14 protein-coding genes are annotated in these 12937 nt (G+C 68.2%); 9 read left to right on the top strand and 5 right to left on the bottom strand.

Going from position 1 to position 12937, the window contains the following annotated elements:
• The first annotated feature begins 140 nt into the window (after positions 1 to 140).
• The 9 genes from FPV16_RS23320 to FPV16_RS23280 all read left to right on the top strand — a co-directional run bounded on the left by FPV16_RS23320 (position 141) and on the right by FPV16_RS23280 (position 8283).
• Entirely contained in the window at positions 141 to 821 is a 681-nt protein-coding gene (locus FPV16_RS23320; RefSeq protein ID WP_227440914.1) for a flagellar hook assembly protein FlgD, read from the top strand.
• 104 nt (positions 822 to 925) lie between these two features.
• The gene (locus tag FPV16_RS23315) at positions 926 to 1201 is read left to right on the top strand and encodes a DUF1153 domain-containing protein (RefSeq protein WP_018044452.1); all 276 of its coding nucleotides are present in this window, start codon (positions 926 to 928) and stop codon (positions 1199 to 1201) included.
• A 304-nt stretch (positions 1202 to 1505) separates the two neighbouring features.
• Positions 1506 to 3065, top strand: coding sequence for a flagellar basal-body MS-ring/collar protein FliF (gene fliF, locus FPV16_RS23310; protein WP_264483996.1), 1560 nt, complete (start codon positions 1506 to 1508; stop codon positions 3063 to 3065).
• A 61-nt stretch (positions 3066 to 3126) separates the two neighbouring features.
• Positions 3127 to 4176 carry a flagellar motor switch protein FliG gene (gene fliG / locus FPV16_RS23305; RefSeq protein WP_227440912.1) on the top strand — a complete coding sequence of 350 codons (1050 nt, stop codon included), beginning with the start codon at positions 3127 to 3129 and terminating at the stop codon, positions 4174 to 4176.
• Complete coding sequence (locus FPV16_RS23300; RefSeq protein WP_227440911.1) at positions 4173 to 4766, top strand: FliH/SctL family protein; 594 nt, start codon at positions 4173 to 4175, stop codon at positions 4764 to 4766. Before fliG ends, FPV16_RS23300 begins: the two co-directional genes overlap by 4 nt.
• A 40-nt stretch (positions 4767 to 4806) precedes the next feature.
• Entirely contained in the window at positions 4807 to 5151 is a 345-nt protein-coding gene (gene fliN, locus FPV16_RS23295; RefSeq protein ID WP_027172839.1) for a flagellar motor switch protein FliN, read from the top strand.
• A gap of 52 nt (positions 5152 to 5203) precedes the next feature.
• Complete coding sequence (locus FPV16_RS23290; protein ID WP_227440910.1) at positions 5204 to 6568, top strand: sigma-54 interaction domain-containing protein; 1365 nt, start codon at positions 5204 to 5206, stop codon at positions 6566 to 6568.
• Positions 6569 to 6683: 115 nt separating this feature from the next.
• Entirely contained in the window at positions 6684 to 7010 is a 327-nt protein-coding gene (locus FPV16_RS23285; RefSeq protein WP_227440909.1) for a (2Fe-2S) ferredoxin domain-containing protein, read from the top strand.
• 196 nt (positions 7011 to 7206) lie between these two features.
• A complete protein-coding gene (locus FPV16_RS23280) occupies positions 7207 to 8283 on the top strand; it encodes a lysylphosphatidylglycerol synthase domain-containing protein (protein WP_227440908.1) in 1077 nt (358 codons plus the stop codon).
• Positions 8284 to 8290: 7 nt separating this feature from the next.
• Here FPV16_RS23280 and FPV16_RS23275 read toward each other — a convergent pair whose 3' ends face one another.
• The 5 genes from FPV16_RS23275 to mltG all read right to left on the bottom strand — a co-directional run bounded on the left by FPV16_RS23275 (position 8291) and on the right by mltG (position 12806).
• Entirely contained in the window at positions 8291 to 9097 is an 807-nt protein-coding gene (locus FPV16_RS23275) for an SDR family NAD(P)-dependent oxidoreductase (protein ID WP_227440907.1), read from the bottom strand.
• Positions 9098 to 9240: 143 nt separating this feature from the next.
• Positions 9241 to 9639 carry a glyoxalase superfamily protein gene (locus tag FPV16_RS23270; protein ID WP_227440906.1) on the bottom strand — a complete coding sequence of 133 codons (399 nt, stop codon included), beginning with the start codon at positions 9637 to 9639 and terminating at the stop codon, positions 9241 to 9243.
• Between the two features lie 13 nt (positions 9640 to 9652).
• Positions 9653 to 10306 carry a guanylate kinase gene (gmk, locus tag FPV16_RS23265; protein WP_227440905.1) on the bottom strand — a complete coding sequence of 218 codons (654 nt, stop codon included), beginning with the start codon at positions 10304 to 10306 and terminating at the stop codon, positions 9653 to 9655.
• Positions 10307 to 10318: 12 nt separating this feature from the next.
• Complete coding sequence (locus FPV16_RS23260) at positions 10319 to 11197, bottom strand: YicC/YloC family endoribonuclease (RefSeq protein WP_227440904.1); 879 nt, start codon at positions 11195 to 11197, stop codon at positions 10319 to 10321.
• Between the two features lie 232 nt (positions 11198 to 11429).
• Positions 11430 to 12806: an endolytic transglycosylase MltG gene (gene mltG / locus FPV16_RS23255; protein ID WP_227440916.1), complete on the bottom strand. Its 1377-nt coding sequence runs from the start codon at positions 12804 to 12806 to the stop codon at positions 11430 to 11432.
• Between the last annotated feature and the right edge of the window lie 131 nt (positions 12807 to 12937).

Genomic DNA, 12937 nt, shown 5'->3' with positions numbered 1-12937 from the left:
GGATGGCGGGGGCGGCCGGGAGGGCCGTTCCGGAACCCCCGGTTCCGACCTGAAAGACCCGCGCCTTTCCAACGACGCCGTGCCGCTGCGTATGCTGCGCGGCCTCGGCGGCATCGACATCCGAATCTGAGGAGACCGCCATGACCACGGGCATCACGGGAGCGTCGAGCAGCTCCGCCATCTCGAGCACGAAGACCGCCACCGGCGCGTCCCAGGAGATCGCCGGCAACTTCCAGCAGTTCCTGACCCTGCTGACGACGCAGCTCAAGAACCAGAACCCGATGGACCCCCTGGACACCAACCAGTTCACGCAGCAGCTCGTGCAATATGCCGGCGTCGAGCAGCAGCTGAAGTCGAACGACCGGCTGGATTCAATCCTCAACAACGCGAAGGCGTCGAGCGCGGCCGCCGCCACCGGCTTCATCGGCCAGAGCGTGACGGCGGACGGGCGCGTCGCCAATTTGAAGGACGGTTCGGCCGTCTGGACCCTGACGCCGGCGCGCGCCGCCAAACAGGCGACGATGACGATCAGCGATGCCAAGGGCAACGTGGTCGCGACGCAGACGAAGGCCCTGACCGCCGGGGCGCAGGCCTTCACCTGGGACGGTCGGTCCACCTCCGGTTTCACCTCCGCCAACGGCAGCTACTCGATCAAGATCGATGCCTTCGACGCCACTGGTACACAGGTTAGCGTCGACACTCAGGTCGCCGGAAAAGTCGACGGCGTCGATCTCAGCGGCAGCGAGCCGGTGCTGCTGATCGGCACGTCGCGGCTGCCGATATCGAGCGTGCAGAACATCGGATCCGGGTTGTCCACATGATCCTGGAAAAAACGAATCAGATGCAATCGATCCGCTTCAACATATCTTAAGCGGGCGCAAGTAGCTTCCAACCTCGACAGGTCAGTCGAGTTGTAGAGCGTATCATGACCGAACCAAGCCGCCCGAGAGTCAAATACGTCATCGGGCCAGATGGAAGCCCGCTGACCATCGCGGATCTTCCGCCGACCACTACCAGACGATGGGTCATCCGCCGCAAGGCCGAAGTCGTCGCTGCCGTTCGCGGCGGTCTTCTCAGTCTTGAGGAAGCCTGCCAGCGTTATACCCTAACCACCGAGGAATTCCTGAGCTGGCAGTTCTCCATCGACCAGCACGGTCTGGCCGGATTGAGGACCACCCGTATTCAGCACTACCGCCACTGAGATCGAGAAGGGTCGGCATCCGGGCCTGATCCCGGACGTCGCCTTCGCGCAACGATCGCTCTGAGAAAGAACCGCGCCCTCCCCGGGGCGCGGTTCTTTCTGTTTCGGGGCTTGCGACGGACAACTGACGGCCGAGCTTTTTTCCATGCGTTAAGGAAATCGTTAACCGGACGCTAACCACGACCTGGGCAAATTTTGCCGAGCGAGCGCGGCCGTTCCGTCGCTCGGGTCCGGGTGGGTACGTCGCGTCGTGAAGTCGGTTCTCGAAGTGGTGACGAAGTTGGGACCGGCGCGGCTCGCGGCCATGGCGGCCGTGACGCTGACGTTGATCGGCTTCTTCGCCTTCGTGATCCTGCGCGTTTCGAAGCCCGATATGGGCGTGCTGTTCGCCGACCTGTCGATGCAGGATTCGGGCGCCGTCATCCGTGACCTCGATGCGCGCGGCATCAAGTACGAGACGCGCGGCGATGCCGGTCAGACCATCATGGCGCCTCGCGCCGACCTGCCCCGCCTGCGGATGGACCTCGCCGGCAAGGGCCTGCCCAGTGCCACGGGCGTCGGCTACGAGATCTTCGACAAGGGCGATGCGTTCTCGTCCACCAACTTCGTCCAGAACGTCAATCACCTGCGCGCCCTGGAGGGCGAACTCGCGCGCTCCATCCGGGCCATCGGGCGGGTCCAGGCCGCCCGTGTCCACCTCGTCATTCCCGAGCGCCGCCTGTTCGAACGCGACCGCGAGATGCCGAGTGCCGCCATCGTGCTCAAGCTCGTCGGCGACATGGACCCGTCCCAGGTCCGCGCCATCCGCCATCTCGCCGCCTCCGCGGTGGAAGGCCTGAAGCCGGAGCGGATCTCCATCGTCGACGAGCGCGGCCGCCTGCTGGCCGACGGGGCTCGGGGCCCGGAGGCCGAGACCGGTGCCGGCATGGAGGAGAAGCAGGTCGGTCTGGAGCGCCGCCTGCGGTCCCAGATCGAGGAGATCGTGGCCGGCATCGTCGGCACGGGCCGCTCGCGGGTCCAGGTCACGGCGGAACTCGACCGGAACCGCGTCGAGAGCCGCTCGGAGACCTTCGATCCCGAGAGCAAGGTCGTGCGCTCGACGCAGACCCGTAGCGAAAGCGCGCTCACGGGGGGCACCGAGGGCGCCGTGACCGTCGGAAACGAATTGCCGGGCGCCAACCAGACGAACCCGAATCCCACATCGAAGGATTCCTCGAAGAAGGACGAGGAGACCACGAATTACGAGATCTCCCGGGTCACCAAGACGGTGATCGAGGAGGGCGGACGTCTGAAGCGCCTGTCGGTGGCTGTTCTGGTCGACGGCGCCTATGTCCCGGGAGCGGATGGCCGCCCCGTCTATCAGCCGCGCCCGGCCAACGACATCGAGCGGATCGCCACCCTGGTCCGCACCGCCATCGGCTTCGACAAAGATCGTGGCGATCAGGTCGAAGTGGTCAATCTGCGCTTCGCCGAGACGCCCGCGCCCGTCGAGTTCACCGAGCCTTCGCTGATCCAGTCGCTGCTGGCTCCCTCGAAGGAGGACGTGATGCGCATGGTCGAACTGTCCGTGCTTCTCCTCCTGACGGTGATCGTTCTCCTCGCCGTGGTCCGTCCCCTCGTGCGCCGCGTCCTCACCGCCGAACCGACCCAGGCCATCCTGGTCGCGGGGCCGGCCTTGGCAGGCGCCGATCCGGGCGCCGATCCGATGCTGGCGTCCCGCGACAACCCCACCGCCCGCCTCGTCGACTTCGCGCAGCTGAACGGCAAGGTGCAGGCGGAGACCGTCCAACGGGTGGTGGACATGGTCCGCGGCAGCCCGAGCGAGACGGTGGAGGTGCTGCGCAACTGGATCCACGACACGTGAACGGTCCGGCGACGGCCTTCGAATCGGTATCGGCAACGGCAACGGCGAAGAGGAGTGAGGCATGGCCTCGGGTTTGACCGTCATCGCGGATCAGGATCTCGGTAAGGCGGGCTTGAGCGCCATGACCGGCGCCCAGCGCGCGGCTGCGCTTCTCCTGCTCCTCGGCGAGACGGAAGGCGCGCCGATCTGGCAGATGCTCGACGAGGAAGAGGTCAAGATGGTCTCCCACGCCATGGTCCAGCTCGGATCGCTGGAGGCGGAGACCGTCGAGAGGCTGATCGTGGATTTCGTGTCGCGGCTCTCCTCGGGCGGCGGCATCACCTCCAACTACGAGCGGACGGAATCGCTGCTCCTCAAGATCTTTCCCTCCGAGCAGGTCTCGGCGATCATGGCGGAGATCAAGGGCGCGTCGGGCAAGCGGGTCTGGGCGAGCCTGACGCAGATCGACCCGGAGATCCTCGCCTCGTTCCTGCGCAACGAATATCCGCAGACGGTCTCCGTGGTGCTGTCGAAGGTGCGGCCGGACTACGCGGCGAAGGTCCTGACGATCCTGCCCGAGGATTTCGCCATCGACGTCCTCAACCGCATGCTGCGGATGGAGACGGTGCAGAAGGAGGCCCTGCGCCACATCGAGGAGACCCTGCGCGTCGAATTCGTCTCCACCATCGCGCAGACCACGCGGCGGGACGCCCATGAACTGATGGCGGACGTCTTCAACGCGTTCGACCGCCAGACCGAAGGCCGCTTCCTCGCGGCCCTGGACCAGGCCAATCGCGGCTCGGCCAAGAAGATCCGCCAGCTCATGTTCACCTTCGAGGATCTGCTAAAGCTCGATGCGGGCAGCGTTCAGACCCTCCTGCGCAAGGTCGACAACGACACCCTGTGCCGCGCCCTCAAGGGCGCCGACGAGCGGGTGCGCGGGTTCTTCCTCAAGAACATGTCCACCCGCGCGGCCAAGAACATCACCGACGAGATGGGCTCGCTGGGCCCGATCCGCCTCAAGGACGTCGATGAGGCCCAGGCCAAGATGACCGAGCTCGCCAAGGAACTGGCCGAGAAGGGCGAAATCATGATCGCCAAGTCCAGCGGTGAAGAGGAGCTGGTCTATTGAACGCCCGCCGGTTCCTGTTCGACACCGATTTCCGGCCGCGCGAGGGCGCGACCGTCCCGCCGAAGGAGGCGGCGGCCCTGGCCGAGGCCGTGGCGCAAGCCCATGCCCGCGGCGTCCAGGAAGGGCGCGCTCAGGCCGAGGCCCAGGCTCAGGCCCGCATGGCCGATGCCCTCACCCGCGTCGGCCTCGCCGCGGCCGGCCTCATCGGTCAGGCCGATGCGCGGGACGCGGCGCGCGAGGAAGAGGCCCTGGCCTTCGCCGTCTCCCTGGCGCGACGCATCGCCGGCGATGCCCTCGACACCCAGCCGCTCGCGGCCATCGGCGACGCGGCCCGCGCGGCCCTGCAGCACCTGCGCGGCGTCCCGCATCTGGTGGTGCGCGTGAACGACAGGCTGGTGGACGAGGCCGAGGCGCTGGTGAAGAGCCTCGCCCGCGAGCGTGGCTTCGAGGGACGCCTCATCGTCCTCGGCGAGCCCGATCTTGCCCCCGGCGATGCCCGGATGGAATGGGCCGATGGCGGTGTCGTGCGCGACCGCGCCCGTATCGAGGCCGCCGTGCTCGAAGCCATCGGACACCCTCTCGAATCCTGATCCTGCGACCCCGCAACGCCCGCGACAGTGAAAGCCCATGATGTCCGACAATTTCAGCCTGCCGCAGCTCAATGGCATCGACTCGTCCTTCGACGGGCTCGGCTCCGAATCGATCCGCGAGGCGCCCACGACCCCCAAGAGCGCCGCCGATCTCGAACAGGTCTTCGACGTTCCCGTGGTGGTCTCGGCCGTGCTCGGCTCGTCGCGCATGCCCATCGGCGACCTGCTGCGGCTGCAGGCGGGCGCGGTGCTGGAGCTCGATCGCAAGGTCGGCGAGGCCATCGACATCTTCGTCAACAACCGCCTCGTCGCCCGTGGCGAGGTCGTCCTCGTCGAGGAGCGCCTCGGCGTGACGATGACCGAGATCATCAAGAGCGACCACTGATCCCGCCCGCCGCGCCTCTGCGCGAGGCTCCACCGACACAGGATACTAGACCATGCGGCTTCTCATCATCGGACGCTTGAGCGGTGAACTCGTCACCGCCTCCAAGATCGCCATGAGTCGCGGCGCCGCCGTGACCCATGCGGACGGGGTTCCGCAGGGCCTCGCGGTGCTGCGCGCCAAAGGCGCCGACCTCGTCATGATCGATGTGGGCCAGCCGATCCGGGACCTCGTGACGGCGCTTTCCGACGAACGTATCCGCACCCCGGTGGTCGCCTGTGGCGTCGCCACCGATGCCAAGGCGGCGGTGGCCGCGATCCAGGCCGGCGCCCGCGAATACATCCCCCTCCCGCCCGATCCCGAACTGATCGCCGCCGTGCTGCAGGCGGTGTCCGAGGACGGACGCGCCTTCGTCTGGCGCGACGCCTCCATGGAGAGGGTGGTCAAGCTCGCCGAGCAGGTGGCGCGTTCGGAGGCCTCCGTGCTCATCACCGGCGAGAGCGGGACCGGCAAGGAGGTGCTCGCCCGCCACGTCCACATGAAGTCGACACGCTCCAACCGGCCCTTCGTCTCGGTCAATTGCGCCGCGATCCCCGAGGCGCTCCTCGAATCCGAACTGTTCGGCCACGAGAAGGGCGCCTTCACCGGCGCCGTCGCCCGCCGGATCGGCCGGTTCGAGGAGGCCAATGGCGGCACGCTGCTCCTCGACGAGATTTCCGAGATGGATGTCCGGCTGCAGTCGAAGCTGCTGCGCGCCCTGCAGGAGCGGGTGATCGACCGGGTCGGCGGCACCGGTTCGGTCAAGGTGGACATCCGGGTGCTGGCCACCTCCAACCGCAACCTCATCGACGAGGTCCGCAAGGGCACCTTCCGCGAGGATCTGTTCTACCGCCTCAACGTGGTGCACCTGCGCCTTCCGCCGCTGCGCGAGCGCCCCGCCGACATCCTCGAACTCGCCACGCATTTCGCCAAGAAATACGCCGAGGTGAACGGCGTGCCGGTCCGCGTCCTGAGCCGCGAGGCGCAGGCGATCATCCGCGAGAATCCGTGGCGTGGGAACGTGCGCGAACTCGAGAACACCCTCCACAGGGCGGTGCTGCTGGCGACGGGAGCGGAGATCGACGCCGACGCGATCTCCACGCCGGAGGGCGAATCCTTCGCCCGTTCCGCCGGTCCGGTGGAACGGGCCGCCCAGGTGGCCGAAGCCGCCACCCGCGGTCTCGTAGGGCGGACGGTGGCGCAGGTGGAATGCGAGCTGATCCTCGACACCCTCGACCATTGCCTCGGCAACCGCACCCATGCGGCCAAGATCCTCGGCATCTCGATCCGCACCCTGCGCAACAAGCTCAACGAATATGTCGATGCCGGCATCAGCGTCGCCGAGCCCGGCAGCGTCCGGGCCGTGGCGGCCTACGGCTAGGGCGCGGAGCTGGCGAGGCGTCACGCCCCGTTGCCGCCCCTCCCCCCTTTGACTAGGTGTGGCCCGGATGGCGTTCCGGTCCCCGGCGTGCCGGCCACGGAACGGGCACCCGGATTTGGCAAAGCACGAGAAGGACACGACCGTTCGCACGGCGAAGTCCGGCTATTCCGACATCGTCCTGGTCTGCGCGAAATGCACCAAGCGCGTCGGCCTGAAGAAGGACGAGATCCGCGGGCGGCTCAAGCGGGAGGCCAAGAGGCGCGGCCTCGGCGGGATGACCCGCGTGGTGTCCACGGGCTGCCTCGGCCCCTGCCCGAAGCGGTTCGTGGCGGTGGCGACCTCCTTCAGCCTGTCGCGCAACCGCATCGTCCTGATCGACCCCGAGGGCAATGCCGAGCAGGCCCTCGACACGGTCTATCCCCCCGCCCGCCGGTCCGAGTGAGGCGGTCTCCGATTTCAGCCCCAATGCCGCGATAGAATTGGTCCAAGTTCGATCGTGCGGGACGGGCGGAGCGCCGGATGCGCCGGCCCTTTGATGTGTCGCCGATTGTCATCGCAGAACCGGGGTCCCTGTCTGCGAAACCTGCTGAGAGAGGATCGTCTCCGTTGGCGCTCGTCCATTTCGGAAGTCCGGGCCTGTGACCCGCCGCACTGCGGCGCCTCCCCCCGCCCGTGCGGGAGCCGCGAGGCATGTCCTGCGCTACCTGCCCGTCCTGGGGACGGTGCTGGGCCTCGGCCTCGCGGTCTGGCTGGTGGCGACCCACGATCTCGCCTCGGTGGCGGATGCCTTCGGACGGATCGGAATCATCGGGCTCGCCGGCATCGTGCTGATGCGCGTCGTCGTCCTGTCCCTCTGCGGCGTCGCCTGGGAGCGGGTGTTGAACCGGCTCTCGGCCACCGCGGAGGCGGGTGCCTTCCTCATCCTCCGTTTCGTGCGGGACGGGATCAACGTGCTTCTCCCGGTGGCCTCCGTCGGCGGCGACGTCGTCGGCGGGCGTCTCCTCACCTTCTGGGGCGTGCCGGGCACTCTCGCCGCGGCCTCGATCCTGGTGGACATGCTGATCCAGGTCGGCACGCAGGCCCTGTTCGTCCTCATCGGCGTCGCCCTGCTGATGCAGATGGAGGGCGAGTCCGCCGCCTCCCTCGCCGCCTGGGCCATGCGGGCGCTCGGCGTCACCGCCATCGTGCTCGCCGCCTTCTTCCTGTTCCAGCGCAGCCCGCTCATGCGCGGCGTCGAGCGCCGCATCACCGAACTCGGCCGGCGCTTCCTGCGCGACCAGGACGAGGCGGTACCCGGCTCGGCGCCCGACCATGCGGGCGTACATGGCGCGCTCGATACGGTCTGGGCCCCGAAGCGCTGGCCCCTGCTGCTTCAAGGCGTCGTCCTGCACCTCCTCGCCTGGATGCTCGGCGCCGTGGAGATCTGGATCGCGCTGACCTGCATGGGCGTGGAGGGCGTGGGCCTCGCCGAGGTGATCATCATCGAGGCTCTGAGCCAGGCCATCAAATCGGCGGCCTTCCCGGTGCCGAGCGGCCTCGGGGTTCAGGAAGGCGGGTTCGTCCTCGTGGGCGGCCTGTTCGGCATCGATCCCGGCACCGCCATCGCCCTGTCGCTGGCCAAGCGCGTGCCGGACGTGGTGCTCGGCCTGCCTTCCCTGATCCTGTGGCAGACCCTGGAGGCCCGCCGGGCGACGATCCTGCCGCCGCGCGGCTGATCTCCCGTCAGGTCGCGATCGTCGCCACCGATCCGCCATCGACACGCAGATTGGCGCCGGTGATGAAACTCGCCTGTTCGGAGCAGAGGAAAGCCACGGCCGCTGCAACCTCCTCTGCCCGTCCCCGACGCTTGGCCACCATGCCGGGGCGTTCCTCGTCCAGGAAGCTCGCGATCGCTTCATCGACGGACGTGCCGTTCTCCTCCGCCCGCTTCTTCATCATGGCATCGGTCATGGGCGTCGCGATGAAGGCGGGGGCGACGGTGTTCACCATGACGCCATCCGGCCCGTAGGCCTTGGACAGACCCTTGGCGAGGCTGAGAATTCCGGCCTTGGCGGCGCAATAGGGCAGTTCCTCGACATAGGGCTGCACCGCGTCCTCCGAGGCGAACAGGACGATGCGCCCCCACCCGGCCTCGCGCATGCCGGGGATGAAGGCGCGCGTCACCCGCACCGCCGCCATCAGGTCGGTCTGGATCGTCTCCAGCCAATCCTCGTCGGTCAGGTCGAGGAAATCACCCGTGGCGCCGGTGATGCCGGCGGCATTCACCAGGATCGTCGGCGCTTCACCGAAGGCCTCTCGTGCCTTGGTCGCCAGGGCTTCGACCTCGACCCGCTCCGTAAGGTCGGCCGCCACCGCCACCACGGCGCCGAGGCTGGAAAGTCCGGCGGCCGCCTTCTCCAACGCCTCGGGGACCTTGTCGCAGAGGACGACCTTGGCGCCCTCCTTGAGGAGCAGTTCAGCGGTGGTGTGGCCGATGCCGGAATCGCCCCCGGTGACCAACGCCACCCGCCCCTTGATGCCGAAATCCATCGCTCGCTCCGCTGACCGCGTTGGCCCGACCGGGACGATCTGGTCTCCGATCGGTCATGTGCGGGCCAACCCGGATCGGGTCGGGGGTGTTCCGGGCTGTGCGGATGTGGCGGAGCGGGCGGATGTCCGGCGCGCGTGGACGACTACGGGTTCCCCGGTTCCTCGCAGAAGCGGAGGCTGTTCCCGAACGGGTCGGTCACCGTCATAACCAGCCCCCAGGGCAGACTCTCTATGCCCGGCTTGGCATGGACATATTTCCGGGCGCTGAGTTCCGCCTGGAAGGCGTGAATGCCGGCCATCCGCACGAAGCTCGTCGAGCCCGGCGTGGCATCGCCGTGATGCCCGCTGAGATGCAGGATCAGACCCGCGCGCGAGACCTGGGCGTAGAGCGGGAAATCGTCGCCGAAGCGATGCTCCCAATCGAGGGTGAAGCCGAGGAAATCGACGTAGAACTCGCGCGCCTTGGCCTCGTCGAAGATGCGCAGGATCGGACAGGTCTGGTCGAAGCGGATCTCGCCGTCTGGCCCCTTCGTCGGTGTCATCGCCTCATGCTCCTCAGGCGATCGTATCGGGCTCGGCCAGCAACCCATCGACGAAGTCGGCGAGACCGGTGTTGCGGGCCCGCTTCAGGCGTTCTGCCGTGAGGATGCCCTTCAAGGCGTGGAAAGCATCGTCGAGATCGTCGTTGACGAGGACGTAGTCGTATTCGACCCAGCGCTGGATCTCGATGCGGGAATTGGCGAGGCGCTTCTCGATGGTCTCGGGCGAATCCTCGGCCCGGCGCTCGAGCCGGTGGCGCAACTCGGCGAGGCTCGGCGGCAGGATGAACACCGTCACCACGTCCTCGGCGAGTTTTCCCCGCACCTGGCGCGTGCCCTGGTAGTCGATGTCGAAGATCATGTCCCGGCCCGCACCGAGGACCTTCTCCACCGGACGCCGCGGCGTGCCGTAGAAATTGCCGTGGACCTCCGCCCATTCGAGGAGGTTATCGGCGCCGCGCAGGGCGTCGAAGGCCTCGCGGTCGATGAAATTGTAGTGCTTGCCGTCGATCTCGGAGGGTCGGCGCTGGCGAGTCGTCACCGAAATCGAGAGATCGAGCCCCCATTTCGGGTCGCTGGCGACCGCGCGCGTGAGCGTGGTCTTTCCCGCCCCCGAGGGCGAGGACAGGATGAGGATGAACCCGCGCCGCTCGATCGTCGTGGCCTGCATGTCCGAAAAAACCTACTCGACGTTCTGAACCTGCTCGCGGAATTGCTCCACCACGGCCTTCAAGTCGAGTCCGATCCGCGACAACGCGATGTCTCCGGCCTTCGCGCAGAGGGTATTCGCCTCGCGGCCGAGCTCCTGGGCCAGGAAATCGAGCTTGCGGCCGATGGCGCCACCGGCGTCCAGCAACTCGCCGACGCTGTCGAGATGGGCGCTCAAGCGGTCGAGTTCCTCGCGAACGTCCGCCTTGGCGGCGATCAGGACGGCCTCCTGGTGCAGGCGGTCGGGATCGAGCCCGCCGGCCTCTATCAGCGCGGCGATGCTGGCCGACAGCCGCGCCTTCACCGCCTCGGGCTGGCGGCCGGGACAGGCCTCGGCGGCTTGGCGAAGGCGGGACATGGCCACGAGTTGGCCCTCGATGATGGCGCGCAACTGGCGCCCCTCGGCGCGGCGCGCCTCCACCAGGTCGGCCACGAGGCGGACGACGCCCTCGGCGAGGTCGTGGGCGAGGGTATCGGACTCCGCCGCCGGCTCGTCCTCGGATTCGATGACGCCGCGGATGCCGAGCAGACCGTCGAGGGAGGCCGGAGCGAGGCCTTCGGGGCGCGGAACGCGCGCCGTGGCGGCGGCGAGTTCGGCCAGCAGGGTTTCGTTGATGCGCACCCGCGCCCGGGCCTCGGGCCGGGTGAGGTTGAGCGAGAGCTGGCACTGGCCCCGCGTCAGGGTCTTCTGCAGGGCGGTGCGGGCGACCTCGCCCACCGCCTCCAGGCCATTGGGCACGCGCAGGCGCACGTCGAGCCCGCGCCCGTTCACGCTGCGGACCTCCCAGGCCCATTGGACCGGGCCGGTGGTGCCCGTGGCCCGGGAAAAGCCCGTCATGCTGGAAAGGATCATGTTCGAGAGCCGTGGTCGAGAAAAGCGGTCGGTCGCCGGGATTGCCCTCTCCCCGCCGGACCTACGATATTCTCACATCTGGCGGGCAGCGCTGGTCCCCTCTCCTTCCAGGAGAGGGAGACCGTTGCGCCTCATCTGGGACCCTCTTGGGTAGAGGGAACAGCCGTCGTGCAGATGTGTGAATCCAGTCGCCGCATGCGGGGAGAGGGCATGTGCGCGGCGGGCGGGTTCCTCATTGCGCCTTCAGCGCCGGGACGCTTTTGGCCGAGTTGAGGTCGAAGGTCTTGTTGCGCAGCGGGTCGAGCTTGGTGCCTTCCGATGCGTCGAAGGCTTTCGGGCGCGGGGCCGACGGGTCCGGGGCGCTGCCGGCGAAGTTGGTGCCGTCCGGCGCGTAGGCCGAGGCCCGGCCCGGGACCGCCGAGGGATCGGCCGGCGGTTCGGCCTTGTCCACGGGGGCGGCGTCGGTGGGCGTCTCCTTGCGGGCGCGTTCCACCTGACGCCAGCGGGCGACGTTGCGGGAATGGCCCTCCAGGCTGTCGGCGAAGGCGTGGCCGCCGGTGCCGTCGGCGACGAAATAGAGGTCCTTGGTGCGCGACGGGTTGGCGACGGCCTCGAGTGCCGCGCGGCCGGGATTGGCGATGGGGCCCGGCGGCAGGCCCTCGATGACATAGGTGTTGTAGGGGGTCGCCCGGTCGATCTCGGAACGCTGGATGCCGCGCCCCAGGGTGCCGCGTCCACCCACCAGCCCGTAGACGATGGTGGGGTCCGATTGCAGCTTCATCCGCTTGTTGAGGCGATTGACGAAGACGCCGGCCACGCGCGGCCGCTCGTCGGCCCGCCCGGTCTCCTTCTCGACGATGGAGGCCAGGGTCACCATCTCGGCCGGGGTCTTCACCGGGATCTCGGCCGAGCGGCGCAGCCAGATCTGGTTCAGCACCTCGCGCTGCTTGGCGCGCATCAGGTTGACGATCTGCTGGCGGGTGGCGCCGCGCTCGAACTTGTAGGTGTCGGGCAGGAGCGAGCCCTCGGGCGGGATCTCGTTGATGTCGCCCGTGAGGATGTCGTTGTCGTTGAGGCGCACCACGATCTGCTCGGAGGTCAGGCCCTCGGGGAAGGTGACGGCGTGCTGCACCTGCCGGCCGGTGGACAGGGTCTCGATCGTGTCGCCGATGCTGGCATGGGCCTTGAACGTGTACTCACCGGCTTTCAGGGCCTTGCCGGAGAAGCGGGAGGCCCATTCGAACAGGGCGGTATGGGCGATGACGCCCTCGCGGCTGAGCGCGTCGGCGATCTCGGAGGTGCCGCTGCGGGGCGGGATGACCACGACCTTGTCGGCGCCGAGCGGGCCGGGCTCGCGGATCTGCCGGTCGAACAGCGTCACGCCGATCATCGCGGCGATGGCGAGGACCACGGCGGCGGTGAGCAGGCCGCTGATCGTGCTCAGCAATCCGCCGCGCTCGCGCACTGGACGGTCCGGCGGAGGCGGCGCGGCCGTGGGCTTGATCGCCTCGCTGGGGCTGCGCGGGGACGCGCGGTTCAGTTGTGCCGGCTCTTCGGAGGGGACCGGAAACGGGACAGGGTCCGGATTTTTGCGCTTGCGGAAGAACATGGACATCCTGTTCGAGCCTCGCCTCTCGCCAACCTTGTCTCGGCCCGACGATGCGGCCGTCGTGTCGTCATGGCCGACCGGGGGGACGAAACTCGGGCCAAGAGACTCAGGCAATAGGTGCCGGCGCATGG

This window comes from Methylobacterium sp. W2, assembly GCF_020662345.1.
Taxonomy (GTDB): domain Bacteria; phylum Pseudomonadota; class Alphaproteobacteria; order Rhizobiales; family Beijerinckiaceae; genus Methylobacterium.
The sequence above is the reverse complement of the archived record's forward strand: the minus strand, read 5'-3'. Positions and strand labels throughout refer to the sequence as shown.

What these genes read in the sequence shown, in the direction of transcription:
- FPV16_RS23320 (WP_227440914.1), top strand. Translation starts at nt 141, where the DNA reads ATGACCACGGGCATCACGGGAGCGTCGAGCAGCTCCGCCATCTCGAGC.
- FPV16_RS23315 (WP_018044452.1), top strand. Translation starts at nt 926, where the DNA reads ATGACCGAACCAAGCCGCCCGAGAGTCAAATACGTCATCGGGCCAGAT.
- fliF (WP_264483996.1), top strand. Translation starts at nt 1,506, where the DNA reads ATGGCGGCCGTGACGCTGACGTTGATCGGCTTCTTCGCCTTCGTGATC.
- fliG (WP_227440912.1), top strand. Translation starts at nt 3,127, where the DNA reads ATGGCCTCGGGTTTGACCGTCATCGCGGATCAGGATCTCGGTAAGGCG.
- fliN (WP_027172839.1), top strand. Translation starts at nt 4,807, where the DNA reads ATGTCCGACAATTTCAGCCTGCCGCAGCTCAATGGCATCGACTCGTCC.
- FPV16_RS23290 (WP_227440910.1), top strand. Translation starts at nt 5,204, where the DNA reads ATGCGGCTTCTCATCATCGGACGCTTGAGCGGTGAACTCGTCACCGCC.
- FPV16_RS23275 (WP_227440907.1), bottom strand. Translation starts at nt 9,097, where the DNA reads ATGGATTTCGGCATCAAGGGGCGGGTGGCGTTGGTCACCGGGGGCGAT.
- FPV16_RS23270 (WP_227440906.1), bottom strand. Translation starts at nt 9,639, where the DNA reads ATGACACCGACGAAGGGGCCAGACGGCGAGATCCGCTTCGACCAGACC.
- gmk (WP_227440905.1), bottom strand. Translation starts at nt 10,306, where the DNA reads ATGCAGGCCACGACGATCGAGCGGCGCGGGTTCATCCTCATCCTGTCC.
- FPV16_RS23260 (WP_227440904.1), bottom strand. Translation starts at nt 11,197, where the DNA reads ATGATCCTTTCCAGCATGACGGGCTTTTCCCGGGCCACGGGCACCACC.
- mltG (WP_227440916.1), bottom strand. Translation starts at nt 12,806, where the DNA reads ATGTTCTTCCGCAAGCGCAAAAATCCGGACCCTGTCCCGTTTCCGGTC.